18 protein-coding genes and 1 pseudogene are annotated in these 21996 nt (G+C 43.0%); 9 read left to right on the forward strand and 10 right to left on the reverse strand.

Translation table 11 applies throughout. The features are described from left to right. Positions 1–111: 111 nt before the first annotated feature. From KYS23_RS19210 to KYS23_RS19220, 3 genes are all read right to left on the reverse strand, one after another. A complete protein-coding gene (locus tag KYS23_RS19210; protein ID WP_159532475.1) occupies positions 112–804 on the reverse strand; it encodes an SDR family oxidoreductase in 693 nt (230 codons plus the stop codon). A gap of 74 nt (positions 805–878) precedes the next feature. Continuing rightward, positions 879–1430 (reverse strand): type 1 glutamine amidotransferase domain-containing protein, encoded by a 552-nt coding sequence (locus KYS23_RS19215; protein ID WP_159532477.1) that lies wholly within the window; start codon positions 1428–1430, stop codon positions 879–881. Positions 1431–1739: 309 nt separating this feature from the next. Next, a complete protein-coding gene (locus KYS23_RS19220) occupies positions 1740–2474 on the reverse strand; it encodes a MauE/DoxX family redox-associated membrane protein (protein ID WP_159532479.1) in 735 nt (244 codons plus the stop codon). Positions 2475–2897: 423 nt separating this feature from the next. Between KYS23_RS19220 and KYS23_RS19225 the strand changes: the two genes are divergently transcribed. Beyond that, the gene (locus tag KYS23_RS19225) at positions 2898–3611 is read left to right on the forward strand and encodes an alpha/beta fold hydrolase (protein ID WP_159532481.1); all 714 of its coding nucleotides are present in this window, start codon (positions 2898–2900) and stop codon (positions 3609–3611) included. Positions 3612–3790: 179 nt separating this feature from the next. On the opposite strand, the gene KYS23_RS19230 is transcribed toward KYS23_RS19225, so the two are convergent. Beyond that, the gene (locus tag KYS23_RS19230; RefSeq protein ID WP_218395882.1) at positions 3791–5605 is read right to left on the reverse strand and encodes a DUF885 domain-containing protein; all 1815 of its coding nucleotides are present in this window, start codon (positions 5603–5605) and stop codon (positions 3791–3793) included. 510 nt (positions 5606–6115) lie between these two features. On the opposite strand from KYS23_RS19230, the gene KYS23_RS19235 reads away from it, so the two are divergent. Both KYS23_RS19235 and KYS23_RS19240 read left to right on the forward strand, forming a co-directional pair. Further along, positions 6116–8677: a TonB-dependent receptor plug domain-containing protein gene (locus tag KYS23_RS19235; RefSeq protein WP_218419829.1), complete on the forward strand. Its 2562-nt coding sequence runs from the start codon at positions 6116–6118 to the stop codon at positions 8675–8677. 216 nt (positions 8678–8893) lie between these two features. Beyond that, positions 8894–9133, forward strand: coding sequence for a hypothetical protein (locus tag KYS23_RS19240; RefSeq protein ID WP_218419831.1), 240 nt, complete (start codon positions 8894–8896; stop codon positions 9131–9133). Between the two features lie 285 nt (positions 9134–9418). Here KYS23_RS19240 and KYS23_RS19245 read toward each other — a convergent pair. After that, a pseudogene (locus tag KYS23_RS19245) lies at positions 9419–9909 on the reverse strand (FUSC family protein); the annotation flags it as partial. An 80-nt stretch (positions 9910–9989) separates the two neighbouring features. Continuing rightward, complete coding sequence (locus tag KYS23_RS19250) at positions 9990–10499, reverse strand: MarR family transcriptional regulator (RefSeq protein WP_159532491.1); 510 nt, start codon at positions 10497–10499, stop codon at positions 9990–9992. 199 nt (positions 10500–10698) lie between these two features. On the opposite strand from KYS23_RS19250, the gene KYS23_RS19255 reads away from it, so the two are divergent. Then, positions 10699–13311 carry an excinuclease ABC subunit UvrA gene (locus KYS23_RS19255; RefSeq protein ID WP_218419833.1) on the forward strand — a complete coding sequence of 871 codons (2613 nt, stop codon included), beginning with the start codon at positions 10699–10701 and terminating at the stop codon, positions 13309–13311. A gap of 126 nt (positions 13312–13437) precedes the next feature. Beyond that, entirely contained in the window at positions 13438–14394 is a 957-nt protein-coding gene (locus KYS23_RS19260) for a YihY/virulence factor BrkB family protein (protein ID WP_159532495.1), read from the forward strand. An 81-nt stretch (positions 14395–14475) separates the two neighbouring features. Here KYS23_RS19260 and KYS23_RS19265 read toward each other — a convergent pair whose 3' ends face one another. Further along, positions 14476–14913 (reverse strand): hypothetical protein, encoded by a 438-nt coding sequence (locus tag KYS23_RS19265; protein ID WP_159532497.1) that lies wholly within the window; start codon positions 14911–14913, stop codon positions 14476–14478. A gap of 386 nt (positions 14914–15299) precedes the next feature. Between KYS23_RS19265 and KYS23_RS19270 the strand changes: the two genes are divergently transcribed. From KYS23_RS19270 to KYS23_RS19280, 3 genes are all read left to right on the forward strand, one after another. Continuing rightward, positions 15300–17309: a RecQ family ATP-dependent DNA helicase gene (locus KYS23_RS19270; protein WP_218419835.1), complete on the forward strand. Its 2010-nt coding sequence runs from the start codon at positions 15300–15302 to the stop codon at positions 17307–17309. Between the two features lie 239 nt (positions 17310–17548). Then, a complete protein-coding gene (locus tag KYS23_RS19275; protein WP_159532501.1) occupies positions 17549–18097 on the forward strand; it encodes a YaeQ family protein in 549 nt (182 codons plus the stop codon). An 81-nt stretch (positions 18098–18178) separates the two neighbouring features. After that, positions 18179–18919 (forward strand): glycosyltransferase family 25 protein, encoded by a 741-nt coding sequence (locus KYS23_RS19280; RefSeq protein WP_218395870.1) that lies wholly within the window; start codon positions 18179–18181, stop codon positions 18917–18919. Between the two features lie 362 nt (positions 18920–19281). Here the strand turns inward: KYS23_RS19280 and KYS23_RS19285 are convergent, their stop codons facing one another. Then, positions 19282–19515, reverse strand: a complete 234-nt coding sequence (locus tag KYS23_RS19285; protein ID WP_218419837.1) for a hypothetical protein — start codon at positions 19513–19515, stop codon at positions 19282–19284. A gap of 134 nt (positions 19516–19649) precedes the next feature. On the opposite strand from KYS23_RS19285, the gene KYS23_RS19290 reads away from it, so the two are divergent. Beyond that, positions 19650–20570 (forward strand): LysR substrate-binding domain-containing protein, encoded by a 921-nt coding sequence (locus KYS23_RS19290; RefSeq protein WP_218397493.1) that lies wholly within the window; start codon positions 19650–19652, stop codon positions 20568–20570. Between the two features lie 7 nt (positions 20571–20577). Here the strand turns inward: KYS23_RS19290 and KYS23_RS19295 are convergent, their stop codons facing one another. Further along, entirely contained in the window at positions 20578–20874 is a 297-nt protein-coding gene (locus KYS23_RS19295; RefSeq protein ID WP_159532509.1) for a chaperone modulator CbpM, read from the reverse strand. After that, complete coding sequence (locus tag KYS23_RS19300) at positions 20867–21826, reverse strand: DnaJ C-terminal domain-containing protein (protein ID WP_159532511.1); 960 nt, start codon at positions 21824–21826, stop codon at positions 20867–20869. Before KYS23_RS19300 ends, KYS23_RS19295 begins: the two co-directional genes overlap by 8 nt. Between the last annotated feature and the right edge of the window lie 170 nt (positions 21827–21996).

The raw sequence follows: 21996 nt of genomic DNA on the forward strand, positions 1-21996 counted from the left end.
CGACCAATAGGGGGATATTTTAAACCTTTAAAGTATATGGCAGCGGATGTACATACATCCGCTGCCATATATATACCTTGATATTACAAGCAATTAAGCCTGTTAAGTCGTCTACGATGTTGGCATAACGTACACTTCTCGTACGCAGGCCGAATCGCTAGCTGAAAGGGCAAACGCAATCGACTTTGCAATATCTTCGGGCTGAAGTTTATCTTCCTTGGGCTCATCAAAGAAAGGGGTGTTAACCATTCCAGGGCAAATTGTGGTACACCTACCGCCCCACTCCCTCATTTCTTCCGCTAAATTTTGGCCAAAACCGTAAGCAAACCATTTACTAGCCCCGTAAGCCGAGCCTTTTAATGCAATACGCCCTGCCACCGAGCTTGTTAGAATAAAGTGGCCTTTAGTCTTTTTCAGCAAAGGTAGCCCAAGCTTTGCGGTATACAGCAAGCCGTTCACGTTTGCGCCTAACATACTTTGCCACTCTGCAACGTCGCCGTTCTCAATACCGGCACTCTTTGCACCCGTACCCGCATTCGCAAATACGCCGTCTACGTGGCCATAGTGCTGAGTTACTTTGCTAAACGCGTTCTCTAAATCGTTGAAATCGCTCACATCGGCAGTAACCGCAAAGGCATTGGCCTCGCCAAGCTCTGCCACCAAATCGTTGAGCTTGTCTGCACTTCTGGCAATTAAGGCAACTTTATTACCTTCATCTACTAGCGCTTGCGCTGTTGCCTTGCCAATCCCGCTTGACGCACCGGTAATAACAATCACCTTTGAACCTGTTTTCTGGCTAAACATGCATACTCCTGTTAAATCTAATTACTTTCTCGCCTAAAGTTCCACCTGTGAGGTTCTATTCTCACTTTACAAACCTAAGCAATCAGTTGACTAATTTTCTCTACAAAAGCAGGGATGTCATCTGGGTTCCGACTAGTAACTAATTTGCCATCTTGTACCACAAGCTCATTTTTCCAGGTAGCACCAGCATTAATTAAATCTGTTTTAATACTGGGAAAAGAAGTAACTGTACTGTTTCTTGCTAGCTCAGATTCAACCAGTAACCATGGCCCATGACATATAGCAGCAAGGGCTTTAATGCGAGGTTCTGCGTGGGCTTGCTTAATAAATGAAACCGCATCGCTATTAGTACGTAAGATGTCTGGGTTAATTTGGCCGCCAGGCAGTACCAGCGCGTCGTAATCACTTGGCGATACCGAGGAAACTTGAGCATCTACCGATATTTGTTTACCCCAATTCCCTTCATTCCATGCAGTGATACTGCTTTGATCATCAATTGAAAGTATCTCTACTATAGCGCCTTGCTCGGTAAGCATATCTTTTGGCTGCACGAGTTCGCTCTGCTCAAAACCATCGGTAGCTAAAATAGCGATTTTTTTGCCTTCCAAATTTTCCGGGTTACTCATTATAAAACTCCTATTTCTACTCAACGTTATTGCCGCTTCCCATTCAGTTGTTTGCATGAAGCAAAGCTGAAAAACGAAGGTTACTCGGATAAACACTCATCAGTGGTACACCTTCTAAGCTGGCAATTCGAATAACAAACTTATATGTGTAACTTTTGACTGCAATAACCAAACCATCACCCAAAACACCTTAAGCGACTGTTTATATTAATTTTTAATTTATATTAAAAAGTTTTATCGCTTTAGCCGGAACCTTTGGCGTACGATTTTTTCAGCATTTATGAAGGTTTTACATGAGGATGAAACTAGTTACGTATAGAAAAACATCAACAGAGCGCTGGCTATCATAAACAGGTTTTCAGTTAGCGAAACAAAGCCCAATGGCACGTTGCTGTCGCCCCCTACGCAGGCACACTTGAGCTCACGTTTATCGAGATATACCGCTTTAACCACTGAAACCGCACCCACCGTACCTATAAATAGGGAGAACGGCGCCACCGCTAATGCGGGCAGTTGCGCCACCATACCAATACCAGCAAAAGCCTCTACGAACGGGTAAATATAGGCGTATCGTAGCCACTTCATGGCTAGCAAGTCGTAGGTAATAAATGAATTGGTAAAGCTGAATAAGTCTTTGAGTTTTTGTACTGCCAGTAACGTCATTGAAAACGCGATAAACAGCATGAGAGTTCGAATGGAAAAGTACGCACCTGCTACCGTATATTGAAATGCTAACGCTAATAATGCAGCGACCGAAAATATGGCTATTACTGGGGTATAGGTGGTACCCGTTTGGCCCGCTTCGCCTTTTCCAAAATAGGTACGAAGATCGTCGTACCCTCCTATACGCTCATCATTTATAAACGTCTGTGGGGTTGTTTTAACATTGTGCTTTGCCTTCAACGCGTCGGTTTCTTCCCTAGAAGTGAGAGGGCGATCATCTATGTCATACCCTTCTCTCTCTAGCAAGTCTTTGGAACGCAAACCAAACGGACAAATATGATCATCGGTCACCATTCTGTACAAAATTGCAGTTTTACTCATCATGCTCTCCTTTGTCTCACTCGCGCCAATAGCTAACAGAAAAGGTTGTAGTTAATGTCGCAATCAGCTCCAAACTCGTCTTTACTCAAACCCGCCTCTAAATTAAATAGCGAGAAGAGAACCGTCATGTGAAATCCTTACGCGAATAGTTCATGAAGCTGTAAATTCCTCACAATTAACGGCTCAAACCTTTCGGTTCTAGGTACAGTTATAGATACCGTTACAATATCTATACCGAAATGTACTCAAGGTTATTGTAGGAATTATCGAGTATGTCTCTCTGGGGGTAATCTGTCGGATGTATCTCTCGGAGAAATCTGTAAGGCAATGACGCGCAATCAATTGCTGGCCTTATCGCCTAGAGCGTAGAATATTCATTCCTTTCGTTATAGAGTGAATAGAACTCTCGAAAAGGCATTTAAAATGACATTCGTATTTTTACATGGCTCAGGTTGCACGAATAACGTGTGGGCGCACCAAGTATCGTTTTTCAACAACAGCATTGCTTTAAACTTTCCTGGGCATCCTGATGGCGAAGCATTACTTGATGTAAAATCCATTGCTCAATGGGTGCTTAACACCGTGGAACAAGAAGATTTAACAGACGTGGTGTTGGTGGGTCATTCTTTAGGAAGTGCCGTAGCCATGCAGGCTGCTCTGTCGGCTTCAAGCGAATCAACGACTTTTGATTCAAGTAGACTTAAAGCAATGGTGCTAATAGGTGCGGGCGCTAAATTAAAAGTAATGCCACAACTGCTTACGTCACTAGCAACGCTTATAGAAGAAGGCGGAGCATTCCCCGATTACCTATTGGCTTCAAACCAACAACTGCAAGAGCCGTTAAGAACTGAGGTGAATTCGGCAATCGTTAAAAATGGCGCCACTGTGATGCTGAAAGACTTTACGGCTTGTGACAACTTTGACGTTATGCAGGATATAGGTAGCATTACATTGCCAGTACAGCTTATTGTGGGTGACAAAGATATTATGACACCGGTGAAATATTCTGAGTTCCTGTTAGGCCAATTACCTAACGCAAAGCTAAACATTATAGAAAATGGCACCCATATGGTGTTTGCAGAACAACACGATACAGTGAACGGTTACATTCTGGAGTTTGTAAACGGATTAACCTAGTCTGTTTTCCCTTAGACACTTATTAAAATCTACTTATAAAAAAAGGCGTTACGCTAAGCAGTAACGCCTCGTGGTTATTAAGCTACTTTGGCTTTACCTAGCCGGGTTAAATAGCCATCGTTAATAGGAATCGTCGGGCAAGCCTTCTGCCAATTGCTTAGTTTGGTATTATCAACACTTTAATTAAGCGTGTCGGCAATATACTTATCGATAATTTGCTCTAGTACATCTAATGGCACGGCGCCGTTTTTCAGAACCGCATCGTGGAATTCGCCTAGAACGAATTTATCACCTAACGCTAACTTCGCTTTTTCCCGAAGCTCCAAAATTTTCATCATACCTACTTTGTAAGACGTTGCTTGCCCTGGCAGCACGATATAACGCTCAATTTCAGAGGTGACGTCAGACTCGGCCATGCCTGTATTAGTTAGCATGTAGTCTATGGCTTCTTCACGCGTCCAGCGTTTCGCATGAATACCGGTATCTACCACTAGCCTTACTGCCCGGAAAAGCTCGGCTTGTAAGCGGCCGATATTATCAAACGGATCGTCTTGAAAGCCGAGTTCCCACGCTAAGCGTTCTGAATATAGCGCCCAGCCTTCAATGTAGGCCACGAAGGGAGCTACGGTTCTAAAAATAGGTAAACCTTCCAGTTCCATTGCAATGGCAATTTGAAAATGGTGACCCGGAATGCCTTCATGATAGGCCAGCGTTCGCATGCTGTAGGTAGGTGTTGCTTTAATATCATAAAGATTCGCAAAGAAGACGCCCGGACGAGACCCATCAAACGCGGGCGCTTCATAATACGCACCTGGAGCTGTTTTTTCCTTAAACTCTGGAATACGTTTTACTTCCATACTCGCTTTTGGGCTTACCAGAAATGCATCGCCCAAACCTGCTTCAATTTCATCGAGGATAGTTTGGTAATCGACTAGAATTTGCTCTCGACCATTATCAGTATCTTCATAATAAAAGCGCTCGTCTTCTGCTAGCGTATTTATTGCTGCGGTAAAGCCTTGGCTAACATCAAACCCTTCTTGCGCTAAAATTGCTAAGATCTCAGCCTGTATTCGGTCAACTTCTGATAAACCCACATTATGGATGTAGTCGGCAGAGTAATCAGTGGTAGTGAAGAAACGCAGGGCCAGTTTATAAGCTTCATCTCCCCCCTCTAAGTGCCATAAGCCATCATCGGTTCCCGCTTTTGCCTTAAGGCCAACAAAGTAATCAATAAGCATTTGGTAAGTAGGATAAACCGTATTTTCTATTTCTGTAGCAACGTTATATAAAAGCCCATCATAGTCAGCTTCAACAATTGCATCAGACGCTTCCATGCGGCGCTGCACCGAGGTATACAGAATATTTTCTTTTACTGGCCTATCGATAAACCCCTGCATTTCGTCAATAACTCGCTGAATAACAAAGCGTGGTGGGAGGATATTCTTCTCTTCGCGCAACTTCATGCCTTCCAGCATTTGAGTAAAATAGCGCTTACTTTCACTTAAACGACTAATGTAGAAATCAACGCTTTCTACATCGGTAATCGGGTGCTGCCCATCCATAAAGCTAGGAAAGTTGCTCTGTGCCCCTGACATTTGGTTAAAGGGGTAACTATGATATTGGTACTTTTCGAACCCGCTTAAGGTGTTGAGTAAGTACAGCGCGATGTCTTTGGATAATTGCTGATCTTCATCCAAATCTTCATACTGCACAAGCACATTTTTAACCTGCATAAGCTCATCAAACGTGGCTTGTGAAGACGCTAAACTGGCATCGTCCAAATGGGCGTTATGACCTTTTATGCCCATACCATCTAACACGCCAATTGAGGTCAACGTTTGGGGGCTCTTCAATGCCTGCTGAATAAGGGTTCTATCTAAAAATACGCGAAATGAAAATGGCTTTTCAGCATTCCACTCGTGTGTACCCCAGGCGGCTGCACCCAGTATAATTACCAGCAGACCTATGCCTAACCATTTAAAGAAAGTTTTCATCTGTATCCCTGTTATTGTTATTTGTTCTATACAATTTAGACGCTGAAATTTGCGTTTGCGAGTTCTACATTATGCAGGTAAGCAATAAAGTCAATTAAAAGAAAGACAAAGCCAATTTAAGAGATTTCTTCCATACGTAGAAGTTAAAAAACTTTATAGAAAGATTTCGTCCTCTTTCGCTTTCTGAAATGAAATGCTTCATCGCGAAAATTCGACATGCCGCCGCTTGAAATACACGTCTCATCGAAACTATTAAAAATTTACAACTTTAGTATTGTATGACTAATTGATTTTGTGCTTAACTCAGCTCAATAAACGAAACTCGTTTATCACATCTAATAATTATAAGTCTTATCAGACAACACGGCTTTTAGCTGCACCCCGCAACAGAAAAGAAGTAACAGCAGTATGCGTACCAAAAATACGTGTAACTCGTGCATGCAAAAGCACTGCGCTACTGCAACGTTCATTCGCTTTAAAAATACACTTATAAAAATTCAGGAACACACAATGCAACAAGCAAATTTTAACGCTTCTGTTTTCAAGCTTTCCTTGATCGCAGGTGCTATAGCGGCTATACCGTTTTCAACGTCGGTAATGGCTCAAGAACAAACCAACATCGACGAGCAAGATGTTGAGCAAATCCAAATTGTTGGTTCGCGCCGCGTAGGCCGCACTGTTAATGACTCTCCGGTACCTATCGATATTATCGATGCATCTTCCATTGAAGCCACCGGTTTAACCGAAACCAACATGATCCTCAATTCGTTGTTGCCAAGCTTCAACTTCCCGCAACCTTCTGTTACCGATGGAACAGACCATGTTCGCCCCGCTCAGCTTCGTGGCTTAGCGCCAGATCACACACTAGTATTAGTGAATGGCAAACGCCGCCATACTTCAGCACTACTTAACCTAAACGGTTCTGTGGGCCGCGGCTCTTCTGCTGTGGATTTAAATGCTATACCAGCTAACGCGATTAAGCGCATTGAAGTATTGCGCGATGGTGCAGCGGCTCAATACGGTTCAGACGCCATTGCTGGTGTTATCAATATTGTATTGAAAGACGCTAGCGAAGGCGGTGAAGTATCAGCCACTTACGGTGCAAACGTAACTACGATGGACGGTGTGCCTAACCTTGAAGGCGTTAGTGCCGATGCAGACGGCAACCTTGCATTTGATACAGGTTCAGATCATGAACTTACCGACGGACAAACCCTTACCCTTCGTGGCAATATGGGCTTTGAATGGGGCGATGACGGATTTGTAAACGTTTCAGCTGAATACCGCGACCGTGGTGAGTCAAACCGTTCAGACTTCGATACTCGTGAAAACTATGCTCGTGATGCTGATGGTAATTTAGATGAAAGAGAATTCACAGTTAACCGCTACAACCACGTATACGGTAATGGCGAAGTAGAAGATTACGCGCTATTCGTAAACGCGGGTAAAGCTATTAACGACAGTATCGAATTTTACGGTACGGCTGGCTTTAGTTCACGTGATTCCATTGGCGGCGGTTTTTATCGCCGTGCATCAGACAGCCGTAACATTACTTCTATCTACCCAGACGGTTTCTTACCTTCTATTCAAACTGACATTCAAGATATGTCGGTACTAGGCGGTATTAAAGGTTACGGCGATGTGTGGAACTACGATTTGTCACTCACCCACGGTGGCAATGCACTAGAGTACAGCGTAGTAAATAGCTTAAACACTTCTCTTGGGCCAACAAGCCAAACGAGTTTTAACGCAGGTGAGCTAGAATACAACACCACTATTATTAATGCTGACGCATCGCGACTTGTGGACACTGGCTACTTCTATAGTGAAATGAACTTCGCTATGGGTGCAGAGTATCGCCACGAAAGCTATGAAATTACCGCAGGTGAAGAGAACTCTTATATTCAGGGTACATTTGGCCCGGGCGGCGTAGTTACCGACCCTGTTGATGGACCTTTTGGCGCTGCCGGTTCACAAGTATTCCCAGGCTTTACACCTGAGTCAGCAGGTGAAAATACCCGTCACAACTACAGCTTTTATGTGGATGTAGAAGCCGATGTGCTTGAAAACTGGAATGTGGCAGTAGCAGGTCGTTTTGAAGACTATTCAGATTTCGGTAGCACGTTTAACTGGAAGCTCTCTAATCGCGTTACTATTACTGACACTTTTGCACTTCGTGCCTCGGTTTCAACAGGCTTTAGAGCGCCTTCCTTACAACAGCAGCATTTCACCTCTATTGCTACTGTGTTTGTGGATGGCGAGCCTACCGAAACCGGTACCTTTGCAGCTTCAAGTGATGTAGCTCAAGCGTTAGGTAGCCCAGGTCTTGATGCTGAAGAATCAGATAACTACAGCGCAGGTTTCACCTATTCGCCTACAGCGAATTTCAACCTAACTGTAGACTTCTATCGCATTGATATTGACGACCGAATTGTACTGTCTAACAACCTATCGGGCGATGCTATTGAAGCGTTACTTGAAGGCACAGGTGCTAATCAAGCGCGGTTCTTCTTAAACGCGATTAATTCACGTACTGAAGGGGTAGATATTGTTTCTACCTACACGTTGAACACTGCCGACTTTGGTGCGTTTAACTTTAATGCTGGTATTAACTTCAATGATAACGAAGTCACCGACATTATAGATGCGCCAGATGTACTTCAAAATGCGGGTTTCGACCAAAGTAACTTGTTCGACGATGTTGAACTACGCCGCTTTGAAACAAGCTCGCCAGATAGCAAAGTGAACCTTGGCGTAACTTGGTCTTATGACCGTTATAACGCTACTTTGCGCACCACACGTTACGGCGAAGTTGAAGATCCGTCTTCTATTGAAGCACGCAACGAAATCATTCCTTCTGAGTGGATCACAGATTTAGATGTTCGCGTAGCCCTTACTGACAACCTAGCGGTATCGGTTGGTGCGAATAACATCTTCGATGTTTACCCAGAAGCTACACGCGATTTAGTTGATGACGTAACGACCTTCTCGATGATTTTCCCATACTCAGGTTTCTCACCGTATGGTTTCACAGGCCGTTATGTTTACGGAAAAGTAACTTATAGCTTTTAATTAATCTTGTAAGGTAGAACTAAACAAAAATGCCGGATGTGAAAACATCCGGCATTTTTATGCTCTACTTTTCCCCATCAAAATTATATGCGGTAAATTCGTATTTAACCTCCCTACACGGCAAGAGCTATTCTCAAGATCAGTTACCTTTGTTAACAAGCATGAGTATTGTAAGTGCTCCCACTTTTGGGTTAACACTTTTAGAAGGAATTAATAATGGAAGTTCTTACAAATAATGAGGTAGACCTTGTATCAGGCGGATGCGCAGAGCACTGCTGGGGCGATTTTAGCGTAGCAGGATTGGCTGCATCGATGGGAGCAGGAGCTCTAGGCGGTGTCCGTGGTGGTGGCTGGGTTGGTGCTGCTATAGGTGCTATTTCTGGTGGGTTAGGATATGCAGGTAGTAAAGTTGGCGACAAGATGTCCGAGCGCACCACATCCACAACTGATGAGTAATTTTAGGGGCTAAGGCCCCTTATTAGGAGCCAATATGCTGAAGAATATTAAACAGATTATAAGCTATATCCTTTTTATGGCATGTATTGTTGTTATCACCGTAACCACCGTAAAGATTGTAGAAATGATCTGGCCTTTAGAGAATACTAAAACGCTCTTGGTGATTGTGGTCGTTTTTGTGACCACGTTCATTTGCACCCAAGTAGCAAAAAAGTATGGCTTATTTACCCGTTAGTTTCCGCTTTCGATAAACACTCGGCTCAAGCCCTTGGTCATTCTACTTTGCTATTCATATGTATGGTGACGGGTAACACTAAAGCGGTTCAAAATGTGATGCATAACGTAAACGGCACTCAAACTAAGGGCAATTGCCACGGCCACAGAGCTAAAAAACGGTAAAGCGCGCTGTAAACTAAATCTTGGTTGGGTGTTAGCGAGTTTCCAAACAAAATACCAAACGTGGTTAGCACACCAAACCCAATGCCCGGTATCCCGCCACCTAAAATATGACAGCGGCTAAAAATGAACGCTAAAATCCACAATACGAGTACCGGAAAAAGTAAAAAATCACTGTGATTGTACAAAAACAATTGCGCCAGCAGTGCTAAATTACAACCAATGAGTGTACCAATAGCCCGTTGCCACCCAGCGAGACTTGCCGCTTTCCAGCAAAGCGAAAATAGAATAAGTACCGATGAAGCTTGTGCCGATATAGAGTCTTGTAAATCCAGCGCTTGAAACACCACAAACGATAAAGTTGCTACACTTGCACACAAAGGTATCGGCAATAAGGTAGTAAATAAAAACCAGCACGAAACCAATTAAAGAAAATCTTACGTAAAGCGAAAATTTCTGATCAGGTGTCATTAGTCCCCTCCTCTAATTTACTTGCTCTGCGTGTTTCCTGTAGAGAAATACAGTCCGAGGCATTTTGTTCTATTTGCAACAGCGCACACGCCATTGCGTCTAGCTGCTCATGGGTTAACCCTGCATAAAACTGCTGCTTAACATCCGCAATTTTTTCATTTAGCGAATTCAAAACAACGCGACCGTCTTGAGTGAAATATAGTTTTTTGCTTCGCTTATCGTTGTTATCAACTTGGCGGCTAATCAGCGACAGCTCTTCAAGCTGCTTTAATGTGCGAGTTAACGACGGCATTTCTATGCCCAAACTTTGCGCTAGCGCTAATTGGGTAACCCCTTCGCCAATTAAATTGATATGCATTAACGCGAGCCATCTTGATTGCGTTAACCCCAAGGGCTCAACAGTTAACGTAACAGCTTCTCTGCATAACCGGTGTACTCGGCCCATCTTTCCAACAAGCGTAAAATCTAGCGTTTCGTGAAACGGCTTTAGTGCAGACATACACACCTCAAAGTTACTTAGCATGCTAACTACAACGACATTACTTAGCACGTTAAGTAAATAAAAAGCCGCATTTACGTTTCCTGCACGTGACTTTTTATGGTCTCCAAAATGATCGTTATAAATACCTTCAGTCTACTCATTCTAGGTTCGCCTTATTTTGTAAGGTTGGAAAAGCATTAAGGATGGTAAGGGAAGCATGACAACAACTAACGATAATTTTCTGCAGGTGCGTGGTGCGCGAGTTCACAACTTAAAAGGCGTGGATGTTGATATTCCCCGAAACAAGATTGTGGCCTTTACGGGCATTTCTGGCTCGGGTAAGTCCTCACTCGCCTTTGGCACCTTATACGCAGAAGCGCAGCATCGTTATTTAGATTCGGTTTCTCCTTATGCAAGAAGGTTGATTGATCAGATTGAAACGCCCGATGTAGATAGTATTGAAGGCTTACCACCTGCGGTTGGGCTGCATCAGAACCGCGGAACGCCTTCAATTCGTTCATCGGTAGGTAGTATCACCACCATTTCAAATAGCCTGCGTATGCTGTATTCCCGTGCAGGTGATTACCCCACAAATCAAAAAATCATTTATGCCGATGGATTCTCGCCAAATACCGTTGAGGGTGCCTGCGAGAAGTGCCATGGCATTGGCACTGTGTTTGATGTAACCGAAGACAAACTGGTGCCCGACCCTACCCTTACCATTCGTGAAGGAGCCATTGCTGCCTGGCCTGGTGCTTGGCAAGGTAAAAATTTAGTGCGGGTTCTACTGTCGTTAGATATTGATGTCGATATTCCTTGGCAGGAATTACCCGAATCTACGCGAGATTGGATTTTATTCACCGACGATACACCCCAAGTACCGGTATACAGAAACTATAACTTGGCTCAGACCCAAGCCGCGAAGGAAGAAGGCGAACCCGCCAGCTATAACGGTAAGTTTATTGGCGCTAAACGCTATGTACTTGAAACCTTCAAAACCTCTCAAAAAGAAAAGATAAAGCAAAAAGTAGCGCAATATCTTGCCGTTTCAACGTGCCCACAATGCTATGGAAAAAAGCTTAAACAGGCTTCACTATCAGTAACGCTTTGCGGCCTAGACATATCCGCCTTCTCTCAACGTTCGTTGAGCGACGTGGTAGAACATTTGAATACGCTACTTGATACAGCCAAAGCCCAAAACAACGAACGGGCACTGGTTATTCATAACATTGCTAAAGACATCGTGGCTCGTATCAAACCCATCATTGCTCTTGGATTGGGGTACCTGTCACTAGAGCGAAGCACTACGACGATTTCAGCCGGTGAATTACAGCGGTTACGGCTAGCCACCCAAATAAAATCAAAATTGTTTGGCGTGGTATATATTATGGATGAGCCATCGTCTGGCCTGCACCCGAACGATGTAACCGCATTGCTAGACGCATTTGATGCGCTAGTAGAAGCAGGTAATAGCGTATTTTTGGTTGAGCATAATCCCCGTGTCATTAAACACGCTGACTGGGTTGTTGATATCGGCCCCTATGCAGGCTTAAACGGCGGTGAGTTGGTATATAGTGGACCTGTCGATGCATTGGAAAAAGCATCGAATTCAATAACTTCGCAATATCTTTTCAATAACGCTTTAGCCCTTAAGCATCACAACCGTGCCCCGAAAGGCTGGCTATCATTAAAAGCCATTAGCAAAAACAACCTTGATAATATCGACTGCGCGTTTCCCCTTGGCACTATTACCACAGTAACCGGCGTATCAGGCTCGGGTAAATCAAGCTTAGTCAGCCATGCACTGGTGGAGTTGGTGAAAGCGTCACTTGGCACTAGCAATACGCCCGACAAAAACGCTGCTATTAATAACTCTGCCGGCAAAAGCGCCGCTAGCAATAACCCTGCAGCAGTTATTACCGAAGCCACCTTGCTGGAAAGCAACGAAGAGCAGCCTGCTAGCGGCTATATCGATAGTGGCAATAATAATCATGGTAGTGAAGGTGGCATTCAAGATGGCAGCGCAGACAACAAAGTAAGTGATGCAGAACAAATAAAGCGATTAGTCGTAGTAAACCAATCCCCCATTGGCAGAACGCCCCGTTCAAATTTAGCGACTTACACAGGGCTATTCGACCATGTGCGCAAACTATTCGCCGCCACACCATTAGCGAAAAAACGACGCTACGATGCAGGTCGATTTTCGTTTAATACCACCAAAGGAAGGTGCGCCAACTGCGAGGGAGTAGGCTTCGTATCGGTAGAATTACTCTTTATGCCATCGGTGTACTCCCCCTGCCCGGTTTGCGATACAAAACGCTACAACCAAGACACATTAGACGTTACCTGGAATTCATTATCGATAGCCGATGTACTGTCGCTAAGTGTGGCCGAGGCACACAACATATTCGCTAATGAAGCCCCTGTTTTTCGTGCGCTCGATGCGCTTGTGAAAGTGGGCTTGGGCTACTTACGATTAGGCCAACCCGCCACCGAACTTTCAGGGGGAGAAGCACAACGAATAAAACTGGCTACCGAGCTGAAAAGAGCCGACAAAAAACACACCCTTTACGTACTAGACGAGCCCACAACAGGGCTTCACCCTGCAGATATTTCATTGTTAATGAAACACCTAAATACATTGGTGGATGAAGGCAGCAGCGTGGTAATGGTAGAGCACAATATGCAAGTTGCGTCATCTAGTGATTATATTATAGATATTGGCCCAGGTGCTGGTGATGCTGGGGGAAACATAGTGGCCAAAGGCACTCCAGAAGATGTTGGTAATTGTTCAGAAAGTAAAACAGCGCCCTTTATCAGGCCTAGCTAGCATTGTTGGATACGATACACGCGTGCGGCAAATATAAGTACCATTGAGCTAGCAGGTATTTTTTATAATCTTACTTGTTCTCTGCGCTGTATAAACCTTATAGACGAGTAAAGTGAACGGAATTACATGAGCACAACGCAATCTACTCAAGCAGAGTCTGCTTTGGGGTTAACGCTAAAAAATTGGTGGAGTATTGTTAAACGTACATTTACCAACATCCAAAGCCATAACATTCCCCTTATCGCCGCAGGCGTTGCGTTCTTCTGCTTACTGGCTATATTCCCTCTTCTTGGTGCAACCATTTCCTTATATGGCTTAATAGTGTCACCCGAAGAGTTACACAATCATATGGCCTTACTGGTCAACGTAGTACCTAGCGACAGCAGCTATATCATTGAAGAACAGCTTAAAAACCTCACTCAAAAATCGAATTCAGCACTGGGTTGGGGCTTTTTCCTAACGCTTTTCTTATCACTGTGGAGCAGCAGTAAAGGTGCAAATGCACTTATTACCGCGTGTAATATTACCTACATCGAAGACAATGGCAGAGGCTTTTTCAAAGGCTTAATCGCCCGCATAACCGGCACCATTAGCGTGATAGCCACGGTCATTGTTGCGCTAGTTTGCATTACTGTTCTTCCGGAAATGATAAGTTGGTTTTCTAGCGGCTTAATAAGCTTCAAGCAAGCGTCATGGATAACCTGGCCTGTATTGCTGCTGCTCTTTAATATTGGACTATCTGCACTATACCGTTACGCTCCTCATAGGCGTTCAGCGCAATGGCGGTGGGTTACACCAGGGTCGTTATTCGCCACCTTATTATGGATTGCCGCGTCTTACGGGTTTTCTATTTATTTAAATGAATTCGCCAGCTACAACAAAACCTATGGATCAGTGGGCGGTATTATCATTCTACTCATGTGGCTGTACTTAAGCGCCTACATCATACTTATTGGCGCGGAAGTAAACTCATCAATTGAGCTTCAAACTACCGCAGACAGTACCGTGGGTGAAGACAAGCCTATGGGTGAACGAAATGCCGTGGTGGCAGATAATACGCCGGAAGATTTGAAAGAGAATTGATGTAACCGGCTTATCGACGCACTTCTAATAAATATAAACAACTCGGCTAATTCTTATCGAAAGCTAACATTTTATCTTATGTCAGTTAATTGGTATTTTGAGTGAGCGGCTGTCATCGTCCCACAGCAGGTTAAAGCGCTGTAGGTAATCCTTCCTTTCGGATGCACACTTTACAAACTTAGCCATATCATCGCTATTATTTATACACTCAGGAGTTTCTTTATAAAAGTTATTCCAAGCCACTTTTTTTGCCCCCTTAAAGTTATGATAGCTACTTACCAACACATTTCGAGTGGTCGGGTAATTACGCAAACTCGGTTGAGCTTCCCTCTTGGGGTTTCTTTGATTACTAATATAATTCTGTGTGGGAGTTGATGACTTGGCAGTGCTGCTGTTTTTTTCGCTACCTAAACATGCTAGAAACTGAGCCTTAGCTTCGCGATGATGTGAGCGTCTAAGCTCTGTTACTTTGTCCCGTAAAAGACCGTTCCAATGATCTGCTGCTGCTTTCTCTTCCATACAGCTCTCTTTGGCAAATAGGTTAATTGAAAAAGTATTCAGTACCCAAAATACAAAAAATAGCTTCAAGCAATCCATGCGTTTAACTCCAGTATTCTAATGCTCCGCTGAGTTTCCATGACGTATTTAACAGCGAAAGAACAGTGCAGATGAATAACATCCTATAAAACAATATTACGAGCCGATGTTATGTAAATCCAGTAGTAACTTTATCTTTTCTAGAAAAATTTTTGCAAAGAATTAGTGTGCCACCCGTCTGATGATCTCACGACTGGGGTGCACTAATCTTCACAAATGAACTTAACTATAGCTGTGCCTTTAAAACGACTAACATATTCTTAATTGCTGTATCATGCCGTAAAACACCTAAAGGAATGCGTTGCCAAATGATTTCGAACCATACCCAAACATTGCAAGACCTATTTGGTTTTTCTTCATTTCGTAGTGGTCAGCAAGAGGTTGTAGATAGTCTGCTTAATCAGCGCTCATCGCTTGCCATATTTCCCACGGGTTCAGGTAAGTCGCTGTGCTATCAGTTTGTAGCAACGCAACTACCACATTTAACCTTGGTAGTGTCGCCGTTGTTGGCGTTAATGAAAGATCAGATCGCCTTTTTACATAGTAAAGACATTGCTGCCGCGAGCATCGATTCAACACTAACCGCTGAACAAAATAAGCAAGTCATGAACGACGTGCGTTCTGGTGAATGCAAAATACTCATGGTGTCGGTAGAGCGTTTTAAGAACGAACGTTTTAGGCAGTTTATAGAGTCGATTCAAGTTTCAATGTTAGTGATTGATGAAGCCCACTGTATCTCTGAATGGGGGCACAACTTTCGTCCTGATTACTTGAAACTACCAGCCTATCAGCAAGAATTAAACATTCCCTTGGTGTTACTGCTGACTGCGACGGCCACTAAAAAAGTGAAGCTTGATATGGCGCGTCGGTTTGATATTGCGCCAGAAAATATTGTTCAAACAGGATTCTATCGGCCCAACCTTAATTTAAATGTACTTCCAGTTGTAGAAAAGAATAAAAACCAAGCCTTACTGGAAGAACTTCAGCGCCAACAAGGCGCGGGTATTGTATATGTAACGTTGCAACAAACCGCCGAACAAGTCGCACGCTTTTTACAACAAAATGGGGTCGCAGCAAGCGCCTATCATGCCGGACTAGACAGCGATATTCGCCAAAACATTCAACAAGATTTCATGGTAAACAAGCTACAAGTGGTAGTGGCCACTATTGCGTTTGGCATGGGCATTGATAAATCTGATATTCGTTTTGTTGTACATTACGACTTACCCAAGTCTATCGAGAACTACAGCCAAGAAATTGGTCGAGGTGGCCGCGACGGACAAAACGCTAACTGCACTGTGCTGGCCAACCTAGATGGCCTAGTGACAATTGAAAACTTTGTTTATGGCGATACGCCAGACAAATCCGCTATTGAACGGGTAATTAAGGACATTGCCAGTCAAGCACCTGAGCAAAGCGCTAGCTCTTCATACGTTAACTCAAGCATCGATGTATACCAGTGGGAAACACAAATAAACAGCTTATCTACCTTAAGCAATATTCGTCAGCTTCCGCTTAAAACCTTGTTAGTACAACTAGAACTCGCCAAGGTTATTCGCCCTTTATACGCCTATTTTGCCGAATTCAAATACCGTTTTAATACCGACAAAGCCGATATTCTCAACTTATTTAGCAAAGAGCGAAGCGATTTTCTAAACGCCGTTTTCACCCATACCGATATGAAAAAAGTATGGGGTGTAGTGAATTTCGACAGCATTTTTGAGCACTACGGTGCTGAACGCGCAAGAGTAGTAGCGGCGTTAGAATATTTACACGAACACAATCATATCGAGCTAGCGTCGCGGTTAATTACCGATGTGTACGAGGTTAATCAGCAAGCACTGTTAGCAGATGATCTACCCAATAGCCTAGCCGAAAACCTCGCCCACTACTTTGCTGAAAATGAACGTAAAGAAGTAAAACGTATTGCCGCCTTGGTACGGTTCTTCGAGCTTAATACCTGTTTAAACTATAACTTGTCGGCCTATTTTGATGACCAACAGGCTCCTCAAGAATGCGGCCACTGCAGTGTGTGCAATGGTAAAGTGGCCAAATTAGACTATTCAACGCCTATCCCCTTGCCAGATAAAGAACAAGTAACCCAGGCCATGGCAGCCCTTAACAGTCACCTTGAAGGTAAGTTTAACGAAACCATCACTGAATCTATCTATTGCCGTTTTTTAACCGCCATGACCATGCCTTTATTTACCCGTTTAAAAGTAAGACAAGTTGTAGGGTTTGGCAGCTGCGAGTTTTGCAGATATGCGGATGTGAAAGCCGTTGTTACCGAGATTTTAGATGAGGGCGCTAGGCCTTAATACCTGTTACCCCTAATATCTGTTACTCTACGCGGCAAGTATGCGCGGCATATAATCTCAGTTACACCGTGTCGCAGTTACACCGTGTCGCCCAATTCGTATAATTGCATAAACACGCTACCTAAAAGTGCTAGCACCAGATAACAATAGTGCGGGCGCTAAATAAAGATAAGTAAAAAGACAAATAATACTAGCGTTAGGCCTTACATAACGCGCTCGGCATAATACTCAGGATTACCATGGCTCTTAAAGCAACCATTTTTAAAGCGGATATATCGATTACCGATATGGATCGCAATTACTACAATGAGCACAATTTAACTATTGCTCGCCATCCTTCTGAAAACGATGCACGCATGATGCTTCGTATCGTGGCTTTTATTGTAAATGCTCATGAACAGCTGCAGTTTACAAAAGGGTTATCTGACGACGAAGTGCCAGACATTTGGCAAAAGGACTTCAGCGACGTAATAGAACTGTGGATTGAGTTGGGCCAACCTTCCGAACAACGCATTAAAAAAGGCTGCAATCAAAGCCAGCAGATGATGATTTATGCTTACGCAGATAACAGCTTCGATGCTTGGTGGAAGAAAGAACAAAACAGCTTGCGCACCAGAAAGAACTTATCGGTTTTCACCTTGCCAGAAAGCCTTTCTACCTCGCTAGCTAACGCCGTAGACCGTTCAATGCAAATGCAAGTAACGGTGCAAGATGGCCAAATTTGGCTAACTATCGAAAGCGCTGGCAATAGCGAATGTATAGAAGTGGAAATTGAAAAGCATTTGTAATTTTTCTAACGGTACAGAATGGATAGCCGTTAGATGCTGATCTGGCTGACATAATGCTGCAATAAATACCTAATAACATGATTGGATTATGATTCTTCTATCAATATCCAAGTGAAAATTCTACTAATTAACTTGCCGGAATCCGTCGACCGACTCAATTTGTTTACGCAGAGCGCAAAGCACTATTCAGCTGAATTTTCAGTCATAACGGCAATTAAAGGCTCGTCAGATAACGTTATGCACCAAGGATATTCAAAGCGTGCTAACAAGCTAAATTACTATAAAAAATTAACCCTAGGGGAAATCGGCTGCTTTATTAGCCATAGAAAAGCCTGGTCTTTTATTGTCGAGCATAAGCTAGCGTTCGCCGTAGTACTAGAAGACGATGTGATGTTTGAGCATAGCTTTCAACAACTAGATAAAGTAATAGATAAAATCAACGAGCCTTGGGACTACATAAACCTTAACGAAGTACATGAGAAACGTTCTGCGACAACCGTCTTCATGTCTGAAGGTGTTTCTGTGGTCAAATATAATAAATTACCTATTGGCGCTTCTGCACAAGTCATTTCCTACAGTGGCGCTGAAAAGTTGCTAAAATATACAGAATCTTTTTCTAGGCCCTTGGACGTTGAACTTCAATGGTTAGCAGTAGATAAAATAAAAGCTTTAGGTATTAAGCCTTACCCGTTTAAAACAAGAAAGCTACATAGCGACATTGACCAATTTGGTAGAAGAAATAGTGTAAGTGGGAACCCTGTTGTGAAAGTTTTTAATCTAATAAAATTTCAGGCTCACCTTTTTAAAAATACAGTATTATGAATATTAGTATTAAGGCGATAGACGCTTTTATTACTTACTCTTTGAAGTTTTGAATGTCGCTAATAACCAGTATTCACTCTTAACATTCATCTTCCATAGAAAGTATATTTAAATCAACTTGATACGATGCAAGATTATTGGTCAGTCCGAAATGTTAAGCGCTCTGGGTATGAGATGTTTTAAATAAACGGCTCGTGGCAGCTTTTTATAAAAGTTTAGTAGACTTAAAGTATAGAAGACTTTGCTTATTATAATTGCAGCCCCAACTTGTCATGTACTGTCAATCATCAATAACCAGCCTAACGGGAATACCTAAGCCCAATATTAAAGAGGAATACCTACCTATATTCGCGTAAATGGGCTCACTTAAACGCGCTCCACTTTGATAAGCACAGCTTATCTCCCATATCTGACAACATACTTTTTTTATTACTACTTTTACTGCTTTCTTCTGCTATTTCTTTGTTAACCGCTAGCACTTTTTCGTCCGTTAGTGAACCTGGGCCGCCAGCTCGGCCAGCATCACTCATAAGGTTAAAAATCTTATATTTTAACGCAATCAAATATGCGCCTACCTCGCTTGTTTTCATGTTCATTTCGCCACTCCTTTTTCGACATAATTTCGTAGGTTTTTCCTCATTCGGTAAAGCAAGTGTCGCGATTAACTCTTTACTTCACCAACGATAAAAACTAACTTAAAAGATAAGCTGAACTTATATAACAATGATCAATGGACAAACGATTACGATGGCTGAATAACCTGCTTTGTTTTGAAGTAGCCGCACGACATCAAAGCTACAGCAAAGCAGCAGAGGAGTTGTATATTTCACAAGCTGCGGTAAGCCAACAAATGCGGCAGTTAGAGTCTAATTTAGGCGTTAGCCTGTTTCGGCGGCAAGCTCGAAAAATGCTATTAACTGGGCCGGGCAGAACGCTTTATGCATCCTGTGAGAAAGGCTTTAGTGAAATCGTTAATGGTTTGAATCAAGTACATGAAGAGCCCTTGGAAGGCAGTTTAACCGTTACCTCCACTCAAGCTTTTTGCGCTTTGTGGCTTATGCCCAACTTGTTCGAATTCTTTAATGAATACCCCAACATTAATATCAATATTCAAGCATCTAACCGCATTGAAAGTTTACATAATGGTGATATCGACATAGCGATACGATTTTATAACTCTACCACTGCGTTGCAGGATGATAGCCTTATTACAGAGAGGTTTGGCGAAAATGGCGTAGTACCGGCGTGTTCCCCCGAGTTTCAAACCCAAATGCAGCTGCACAGTGTGAAAGATCTTTTGGGTACACGCCTGCTAGCACTTGCCGGTGAAGAGAGAGCGAATTGGGAGGCATACTTCGAACACAGTAAAATAAACATTTCCAACAAAAAATTAAGAAAGACAGTAGTGTCTTCTAGCGATCTTGCGCTTAGCGCAGCGCTTGCAGGCCATGGCGTGATGCTAGCGTCGGATATTATGATTGGGCAGTACTTAAAATCGGGGCAACTCGTTGTGCCCGTTGATATTCCCCACCCAATACGCTGGAAATCTCACTTTGTTTATCTGAAGAACTCCCCCAAACAAAAGCGCATAGCGCATTTTTGCAATTGGCTTACAAAAAAGATGGCGGAACACGAGGTACTACAAACGTAAAAATAGGTTAAAACCGCGTTAGCCGACGATGAAGATATTCATTCTCCTCTGTCAGCTTTTCTTTTTGTTTCAGTAACTCAACAATCATCGCTATCGCAACCCAATCTAACTCCAGTTGATCATATAACGTTATGGCTTTTTTCACCCAACGTACACTGCTGGTATCGAACATCCAGTCGTTCTTATCGTCGCCTGAAACAGGTTCAGCTATCCCGTAATCGATAACTTCAACTATCATTTCTTGGTTTAACCGTTCTACTTGGCAAAGTTCTTCGAATGATATTACTAGCAGCGTATCAACCATTTTCTTTACTCCATTGTGAGCGAGGGTCGTCGTGTTTTAATTCCGCTAGTTGTTGCCATAATGCTTTGTCTTTATCACTGGTTGTGTTTGGTATAACGATTTTTAAAACTGCAATCATATCGCCAACGCCGGTTTTCATTTTAAGCCCTTTACCCTTAACCCGTAATTTTTGGCCTGTTTGACTATTTGGCTTGATATTTAAACTAATTTTGCCGGTCAACGTTGGCACTTCAACCTTGCACCCCAGTGCTGCTTCCCACGGTAAAACAGGTACAGTTAGAACAAGGTTATGCCCTTCAACATCAAACAATGGGTGCGGTACTAAACGTATGTGTAAATAGAGATCGCCATCTCTACCTTGCCCCTGCCCTTTGCCACCCTGGCCTTTAAGCCTAATCCGCTCTGAGTCAACCACGCCGACTGGTATCTTAACTTTTAGGGTTTTATTGACGTGTTTAATCTGCCCATTTTCTAGTGATGGCATCGAAAACTGAATTGTTTTTGGCGCTTCAGAAAACAAATCTTCAAGGAATACTGGCACTTCAATCTCAGCATCTTGGCCGTGATTGCTAAACCCTGAAAAATCGTCTGCTTGATGACTACGCGGCCCCTGATTAAAACCACCGCCAAATACGGAATTAAAAAAGTCTGAAAAGTCCCCGCCAGTGTGAGCACCATTGAAATCATTATTGCTCTGCCAGCCTGGTGGCGGTTGAAAATTATCGTGTGAAGTAGCACCATATTTTTTCAATTCGTCATATTCAGCTCTGCGCTGCGGATCTTTAAGCACCTCATAAGCTTCAACTAATTCTTTAAATTCTTCGTCAGAATTACTGTCAGGCTGCATATCTGGGTGCAGCTTTAGGGCAAGCTTACGATAGGCTTTTTTTATTTCCTTTAAATCAGCATCTTCTTTAACACCAAGGATCTGATAATAATCTTTAAATTCCATTCAATGATGCTCAGCGTAGTGACTATAAAGTACTTAATATAGCGGATGCCGATAAAGCATCATTTGATATTGATCAAATATCAACAGGTCTGCAAAAAGACGTTTCAATGCTCAGCAGTATCCTTCGCAAAAACATTATCAAATTAAATTTGATAATTATTCAAAAACAA

It is taken from the genome of Alteromonas lipotrueae (genome assembly GCF_019249255.1).
Taxonomy (GTDB): Bacteria; Pseudomonadota; Gammaproteobacteria; order Enterobacterales; family Alteromonadaceae; genus Alteromonas; species Alteromonas lipotrueae.